Annotated in this window: 9 protein-coding genes; 5 read left to right on the top strand and 4 right to left on the bottom strand. The window is 35.1% G+C overall.

What is annotated here, in order from left to right; genetic code table 11:
- Positions 1-2 precede the first annotated feature (2 nt).
- Positions 3-485 carry a ferritin gene (locus NW213_RS16610; RefSeq protein ID WP_258323455.1) on the top strand — a complete coding sequence of 161 codons (483 nt, stop codon included), beginning with the start codon at positions 3-5 and terminating at the stop codon, positions 483-485.
- 79 nt (positions 486-564) lie between these two features.
- On the opposite strand, the gene NW213_RS16615 is transcribed toward NW213_RS16610, so the two are convergent.
- The 4 genes from NW213_RS16615 to NW213_RS16630 form a co-directional block, all read right to left on the bottom strand.
- Positions 565-702, bottom strand: a complete 138-nt coding sequence (locus tag NW213_RS16615; RefSeq protein ID WP_204393074.1) for a hypothetical protein — start codon at positions 700-702, stop codon at positions 565-567.
- A 206-nt stretch (positions 703-908) separates the two neighbouring features.
- Positions 909-1,115: a hypothetical protein gene (locus tag NW213_RS16620; protein ID WP_204393076.1), complete on the bottom strand. Its 207-nt coding sequence runs from the start codon at positions 1,113-1,115 to the stop codon at positions 909-911.
- Positions 1,108-1,887 (bottom strand): hypothetical protein, encoded by a 780-nt coding sequence (locus NW213_RS16625; protein ID WP_258323456.1) that lies wholly within the window; start codon positions 1,885-1,887, stop codon positions 1,108-1,110. The genes NW213_RS16620 and NW213_RS16625 overlap by 8 nt, the downstream gene beginning before the upstream one ends.
- 263 nt (positions 1,888-2,150) lie before the next feature.
- The gene (locus NW213_RS16630; RefSeq protein WP_258323457.1) at positions 2,151-3,101 is read right to left on the bottom strand and encodes a hypothetical protein; all 951 of its coding nucleotides are present in this window, start codon (positions 3,099-3,101) and stop codon (positions 2,151-2,153) included.
- Between the two features lie 302 nt (positions 3,102-3,403).
- On the opposite strand from NW213_RS16630, the gene NW213_RS16635 reads away from it, so the two are divergent.
- The 4 genes from NW213_RS16635 to NW213_RS16650 form a co-directional block, all read left to right on the top strand.
- A complete protein-coding gene (locus tag NW213_RS16635) occupies positions 3,404-4,246 on the top strand; it encodes a hypothetical protein (protein ID WP_258323458.1) in 843 nt (280 codons plus the stop codon).
- A complete protein-coding gene (locus tag NW213_RS16640) occupies positions 4,237-5,499 on the top strand; it encodes an ATP-binding protein (protein WP_258323459.1) in 1,263 nt (420 codons plus the stop codon). Before NW213_RS16635 ends, NW213_RS16640 begins: the two co-directional genes overlap by 10 nt.
- 71 nt (positions 5,500-5,570) lie before the next feature.
- Positions 5,571-6,476 carry a YafY family protein gene (locus NW213_RS16645; protein ID WP_258323460.1) on the top strand — a complete coding sequence of 302 codons (906 nt, stop codon included), beginning with the start codon at positions 5,571-5,573 and terminating at the stop codon, positions 6,474-6,476.
- An 85-nt stretch (positions 6,477-6,561) separates the two neighbouring features.
- The coding region (locus tag NW213_RS16650; protein ID WP_258323461.1) for a PD-(D/E)XK nuclease family protein at positions 6,562-7,699 on the top strand (1,138 nt) is incomplete at its 3' end.

The raw sequence follows: 7,699 nt of genomic DNA on the forward strand, positions 1-7,699 counted from the left end.
TGATTTCAGAAAAACTACAGAACGCAATCAATGCGCAGATTACTGCCGAAATGTGGTCAGCTAATCTTTATCTTTCAATGTCTTTCTATCTCCAGAAAGAAGGTTACGACGGATTTGCTTCATGGATGAGAAAACAGTCACAGGAAGAACTTGATCATGCATATAATTTGGCTGATTACCTTATGAAGCGTGGTGGTGAGGCTAAAGTTGACAAAATAGATGTTGTTCCTCAGGGATGGGGTAGTCCACTTGAAGTCTTCGAACATGTTTACAAACACGAATGCCATGTTTCACAACTCATTGACGATCTTGTAAACATCGCTTCCGAAGTTAAAGACAAAGCTTCACAGGATTTCTTGTGGGGATATGTTCGCGAGCAGGTTGAAGAAGAAGCAACAGCTCAGGGTATAGTTGATAAATTGAAACGTTGCGGCGACCACTCAGGCATTCTATACCTGGATGATAAACTTGGACAGCGCAAATAATTTGAGACTACGCAGATAATTTCAGTGCTGCAATTTTGTCAGAGTGACAAAGTTGCAGCACTTTTTTTATTGTCCCTGTCTATTTCTTGTCATTCTGGTTTTTGTCCTTGTCTTTTTTCAATAAATCACGCACTATTTTAACTACAGTTTTTACTGTTATTACAACGTCTTCAGGATCTACATCCTTCAATGTTCCTCGTTTTGAAAACTTATTCATATATATAATTTTTAAAGTTGATAGTAATAAAGTTATTTTTTCTCTAAGATTACAGTTTTGTAATCGAATTTCACATTATAGCCTTTTGATAATTCCGCCAGTGCAACACTGATCCCATATAGTAAATCAGGGTTTGATAGCCTCAGAAAGTCTTTCTTTAGTGATAATCATGATAATGAGATTTTTAAATTGTTATACATCGTTTTTTACTTGTTTTTATCCATATTTTCCCAGATTTTTCTGTATATAGGTTTTTGTATTATGCTCAAAAGTCCAGATGGCATGGTATGAAACGAGCCGCATTTCGGACATTTCATTGGAATAGACAGCGTAGTTGCCATAAATTCCATATCTTTTTCAATGAATTTGTTTCCGCATTTATCGCATACGAATCTTGTAGTCCCTCTAAGCATTTTCTATATATTTAAGTGTTGTCCTAAATCCTGACATCATGTCTTCATACACTTCCTTATATCCTATTCTCGCACTCGGATGATAGCTGTCTATCACTATTTTTCCGGTGGAAGGAGAGTAGTAAATCCAGTTACCAGTATCATCCACAAGTTGCAGGTCGTCCAGATACTGTGATTTTACAAAATCAAATATCAGGTTCTGTCCGTTTGCGTTTCCGCAACAAAGGATAACATCAGCATCGTAGAGAGCTATTTGACTTTTTAGAAAGATGGAATACCTGTTTATATATTCCGATAAAGTTTTCTGACTTATTTGGGCACCACCGCACTGTTTCTTGCAGTTTATATGTGCTATCGGAGCATTCTCGAAGAAAGGTCCCGATACATTCATATCTCTTGCTTCGTCAAACTCAGGATAATAGTCCGAAGTAGAATTAAGTAGTCCGTAACTCCACATTCTGAGGTTTTTAATGAAAGGCACACCCCTATGATAGGAAAAAGCAGCGCAGTTCTGCCGTCCTGTTTCTTCCCTTATGTTCCATGTCTCATTATCATTCAGCTCTTTGGTTATTATTAGCAGTTTGCGTCTGGAATTCAGCCATAACTCCTCTTCCTTTCCCTCTTTGCGGTGCCACGTGTCATACTCGAAGAAGATATTTCCCCTGTACAACAGTCCGTCTTCCGAAAACTCATGAGCATCATTTATGCTTTCGGCATATTTACGCCATTCGTCCAGAATCTTTTGTTCAGTTTTCTTGATACCGGTTTCCATTTTAATTCATTATTAAGGTTTGATAATTCTTTTTGTTTGCTGATTTTCTTTTGAGGTCTGCAATGCAAAAGTATATTATGGCTACAATTTCTACCAGCTTTTCCTTTTATCTTGATTTTATTTCTGACCTCTTTCTTTGTAATAGATTGATATTTAATGAATTAGTGGCGTTTCAGACGGATTTTTTACTAATTTTTTACTAAAGCTTTTCTTTGTGTTTTTCGCTATAATGTCATCATGTTTCGATATTCTTTATCACTCACTTATCTTCTGGTAGCTACCATCCTGAAAATTGCTTTCATCTTTTTCGTTATGTTATCTTCGAATTCATTTTTTATCTGACTATGACTAAAATTGTACCTGAACATATCAGACAGGCATTCATTGGTATAAAGTGGAACATCAAAGGTCAGTTTTATATACTTCATAAACACTTCCTTATGCGCATTTGTTATATTGTTTCCGAAATCTATATTGTTTTCTCTGCGTATGAGTATCTTTTGGGTGGACAGTTGCTTGAATAAAGTTGCTATATTCTTTATTTTTCTTGTGTCTGCCATTCCTATACCTGCCAGACGTTCATTCTTTGTTTTCAATTTGAAAGAATCTTGTGCTTCCTGATTATTAAAGTAACGCACGAATAATGACTTTATCCATTCTACTGTTATATTTTCAGGTATAATCTTATATCTGTGTTTAAGTCTCTTTGTCTGGGCGGTTGTAAGTTTTGTTTCATCATCATTGCTGGAGAATATATATACCGAAATCACCGGCATGTCTATCATTCCGAAATAATTCAAGTCGCCGTGAGAAACCAGGCAGTCCTTAATAGCTTTGTTCCATACCATGATAATATGAGGTTTCAGCTCCTCTACCACCTGCATGAATGCCTCGTAATCCGTATCGTACAGTTCTTTATTGTCTGAATATTCAGGTGATTTCCCATTGGGCCAGTAGTGCTGTATATAATTTGTAAATGCCACTTTGCTCCAGAAATTATTTTTCTCTTCTTCAGTAAGGTGGTCACGTTTTTTAAGCATTATATATGTAAATGCACTGAATGCCGGATAGGGGAAACCCTCAAGATATGAGTCTATTTCTATTGTATCACTGTTCGACAGACAGTAATAATCCTTATCCTCCTTGTCTGTGTAGCAAGGACATTTCATATCCATTCCTAATATATATTTACTTGAAGCACATTCTTCTTTCAAATGGGGACAATCATTATACGGGCAGTAGAAGTGCGAGCCCAAGATGAGAGTTCTCAGTCCGTGTATCCCTTTGTCATAGTCTTCCCCGATTCTCGGCCTAAAAAATATTTACCCATGCTTTGCATTCTTTCTTTTAAGTATTATTGCTTGCTATTGATACAAAAGTAATACAATGTTCATAATATGGATGTTTATGATAAAAGTAAAATCTGATTTTTATAGATGGATTTGACTTTTTTATTAAGCTATGCCCGGATTTGGCATATCTTCCTATGCAATTTTGTGGCATAAAACAGAATGATATGGAAAAAACTTTGATTCAATTGATTAAGGCAGCAGCTTCAAAACTGCATGACAGTAAGCTTAAAGGATTGGAAGGAAAGGAAATGGTATTATTGCTTGAGTTATTGAAAGAAAACATAGGTTTGGACAATAGAAATGAAGCGATAATTTTTACAGCAATGTTCGACCGCAGTTGTAGCGGTAAAAATTCTGGTATTGAGGATCTTGCATCTTATTTCAACTGTACACAGTTGGATATAATGGAGTATTTGCCATCACTAAAATCATTGCAGAAGAAAGGGTATATATTACAGACCAACCTTAACGAATGCCGTATAGTACGTCATAACTATATGGTTACTAATTATGTTATAAACTGCATACTGGAGAATAACAGACCGGAATACAGGAAGATACATCTACTTGATAAAGAGTTCGACAAGTATGATTTCTGCAAATTGGTGAATTCTCAGATTCATGACGGAGATGTCACTGCAGAGCTATTGTTTCAGTTTGTAGAGTCACTTGAAGATGATAATCGTGAGATGCAGATAGTAAAAGATTTAAGAACTATTATTCCCGATATTCAGTCTCGCACAATGTTTTATGAGATATGTTATGATTTTTTTTATCACGACGGATATGGGCGTTCGTCTTTAAGCAATATTCTGTCGGAAATGTACGAAGTGTTTGGGTATCAATTTCGCGAGCGTAAACTATTTCTTGAAGGTACGCACCCCCTTATACAGGCTGATTTGGTAGAAATATTAGGTGATTATGACGATATAATTCTGACAGACACCGGGAAACATCTTTTTTTGGAGATGACTATAGAGTATTTGGAAAACAGTTTTTGGAGCTAAACAGATATTCTTTTGTACGTACTGTTAAAGATTATATTTATAGTAATGAACATAATATAGAAAATAAACGAGTACTCACTAAATTGTCTGCAAAGATTGAAACACTGGAAGATTATAATTCAAGCCTTACATGTATTAGAAACATAAAAGAGTTGGTTCCGGAAGAAGACTATCGTGCATTATTCTATATGATTTGTAATGCCTGTGTAAATAATGATGTGATTAGTATTAATAGTGAACTTGTCAGACTTTATCCGATAAAAGAAAGAAATGAAAACATTAAACTTTTCAAAGAAGAACAGCATAAACTCCAGCGACTTGAACTTGTAGAGATGGTTGCTAAGAGCAGTCTTTTCGGAGAATACACAGTTCTTGAACTTACAGACAAGGCCAAACATCTTTATTTTGAGGAAGATGCAGAATTTTATATAATGAAAGCTGATAACAAAGATTTTATTTCAGCATCTGTTATAAAGGAAAAGAGACTGTTCTTTTCAAATAAAGAAAGCGAACAACTCTCGATGGTTTGTGAGGCACTGTCTGAGAGTAATTATAAATCATTGGTTGACAAGCTTGAAGCAAAAGGATTGCCAAGAGGTATCGCCGTATTGTTATATGGAGCTCCCGGAACAGGAAAGACAGAGTCAGTAATGCAATGGGCAAGAAAAACAGGTCGCGATATCATACATGTTGACATCAGCGCTTCAAAAAGCATGTGGTATGGCGAAAGTGAGAAAATAGTAAAAGATATTTTCAACCGTTATAGAAAGGCATGTAAGCGTTCCAAAGTCAAACCTATATTGCTTTTCAACGAGGCGGATGCAATATTCTCCAAACGCCGTGATATATCTGGAGGAAACAGTGTTGACCAGACAGAGAACACGATTCAGAACATTATCCTTGAGGAAATGGAGAAACTTGATGGTATTCTGATAGCTACTACCAATCTGGCAGATAATCTTGACAAAGCTTTCGAACGAAGATTTCTTTTCAAAATACAGTTCGGCAAACCTTCGGCAGATGTAAAATGTAATATATGGCTTGATAAAATGCCTGCTCTAAATCAGGATGAAGCCATGAAACTTGCATCTCTATATGATTTCAGTGGAGGAGAAATTGATAATGTAGTGCGTAAATCCACTATGATGGAGATTCTTGACGATAGAGTTCCATCTTTTGAAAGTATATTGAGATTGTGTAGTGAAGAAAAAATAAGACAATCCTACAGAAAGATTGGTTTTGGCAGACAATGATATAATCTAATAATAGATTTGTTAGTTTCATCTCTAATATCTAATTTTGAAAATATATAAAACTAATAACTATGGCAGCAAATAAATTTGGCCGATATGTGTGGCTTGTGGACTTAATCAGATGTCATCCATATATCACATTCAAGGAAATAAGCGAAAAATGGGAAAACTGTGGTCTTGGAGACGGTAAACCTCTTCCATGGAAAACATTTATGAATCATAAAGATGCTGTGCAGACAATTTTTGATATAATCATCTCTTGTGATACCAAACGCGGATATGGATATTATATAGAAGATGCCGATTTATTGGAAGGAGACGCTTTTCGCTCCTGGCTGATAGATTCTTATGCCACACTGAACCAACTTCAGGCAGACAAGAAACTTGAAAAACGTATTTCCTTCGAGAAAATCCCGTCAGGAAATAAATTCCTACAGCCTATACTTCAGGCTATGCGACAGAACTCTGTAATCGAGATAACTCATCATGGTTTTGGCAGGTCACATCCAACAACATTCCTCGTCGAACCATATCATCTTAAAGTTTATAACCGTCGCTGGTATTTGATAGGATGGTCTGTCTATTCAGAGGATATGAGGACTTATGCACTTGATAGAATACAGAGTGTAGTCATCACGGATACAGAATTCAATCTTCCTGAAACCTTTGATATAGATAAATATTTTGAGGGATGCGTGGGTATAATAACCGATACAGAATATGATATAGAGCGTGTGGTTATTAAAGCATACGGATGGGCGAGAAAATATTTATGTACATTGCCCATACATGAGTCCCAACGGGAAATAACATCAGATGATGAGTCTATTACGTTTGAGTTCAATGTACGTCCCAATTATGAGTTTGTTCAAATGCTTCTACAACAGACAGACCAGATAGAAATAATCGAGCCCCAGTGGCTTAAAGATGGAATGTGTCAGATTGCGGAAAATATATTATCGTATTACAGAAAATGATTAAATGAAAAGAAAATCAGATATAAATTTTATAGCAATAGATTTTATGCTTAATATAAAATAGTCTTTTTTTAATTTATATATTATGGAACAAAACATGCAAACCCTACTGAAAAAGATAGGTGAAATACAAAAAAAGCAAATAATAAAGCAAACAGAAGTCAGTAGGCGAGGTGAGAATTTTAATGTATTCAACGTCCTAGGACTCTGGAGTGAAGAAGTTAAGTTGCATTCTGCTATGCTTGCTGAATTACTGAATCCAGAAGGAAGCCATGGATGTGGTGAAGCTTTTCTAAAGGTTTTTATAGAAGAGGTTTTAAAGATTGAAATAAATGATGCTGCTAATGTGCTTAATAAAGCTGTTACTACAACGGAATATTACATAGGTCGTATCAATGATGATGGAACTGAAGGTGGGCGTATAGATATTCTGATTGATATGCCACAAGTATCTGGTGTACCGTCGCTAATTATTGAGAATAAAATTTATGCTAGTGATCAGTCCAATCAGTTGCTCAGATATTATAATTTTGCTAAAGACAAATACTGTTCTACAGATAATTTTAAAATATTATATTTGAGTCTTTATGGTAGTAGCCCTTCTGTTTCTTCAGTCGGGGAAAATGCGACTTTTGACTATACGTTAATATCATATAATAAAGACATTTTGAAATGGCTTGAGCATTGTGCTGCTATAGCTTATGATAAACCTAAAGTAAGAGAAACTATAATTCAATATAAACATTTATTAACTCAAATAACAGTGTACTATATGAACGAAAAAAATCAGATTGTAGAAGAAATTGCATCTAAAAATGAATATTTGAAAAATGCTATTTTAATATGCTCATACCAAAACGATATAATTAAAAAGGCCATATCTGGTCCAATAACTAAAGCACTGGAGTATATAAAAGAAATAGCAAAAGAGAAGACCAAATTGGAAATAAGTTTTGTGTCCAATGAATTCTATGAAAAAAGTGGTAAATTGGATTGGGGGTTCAGTTATTATATTACTAAAAATCAAAAGACAATTCGGTTGAGTTATATATTCGATAACTGGGGACTAATGAATTTATATTATGGAATTTTTAAAGATGGAACCAGTCAGGGAATTGCTGTGACCTCTATTTTTAAAAATTCCAATGAGAACTGGCCTTGGGGATGGGATTGGGTATCGGATAAATATAAGAATTGGAGTGGAGAGTCTCTTTATAATATAA

This window comes from Bacteroides sp. ET336 (assembly GCF_024733815.1).
GTDB lineage: Bacteria > Bacteroidota > Bacteroidia > Bacteroidales > Bacteroidaceae > Phocaeicola > Phocaeicola cellulolyticus.

What these genes read in the sequence shown, in the direction of transcription:
- NW213_RS16615 (WP_204393074.1), bottom strand. Translation starts at nt 702, where the DNA reads ATGAATAAGTTTTCAAAACGAGGAACATTGAAGGATGTAGATCCTGAA.
- NW213_RS16620 (WP_204393076.1), bottom strand. Translation starts at nt 1,115, where the DNA reads ATGCTTAGAGGGACTACAAGATTCGTATGCGATAAATGCGGAAACAAA.
- NW213_RS16625 (WP_258323456.1), bottom strand. Translation starts at nt 1,887, where the DNA reads ATGGAAACCGGTATCAAGAAAACTGAACAAAAGATTCTGGACGAATGG.
- NW213_RS16635 (WP_258323458.1), top strand. Translation starts at nt 3,404, where the DNA reads ATGGAAAAAACTTTGATTCAATTGATTAAGGCAGCAGCTTCAAAACTG.
- NW213_RS16645 (WP_258323460.1), top strand. Translation starts at nt 5,571, where the DNA reads ATGGCAGCAAATAAATTTGGCCGATATGTGTGGCTTGTGGACTTAATC.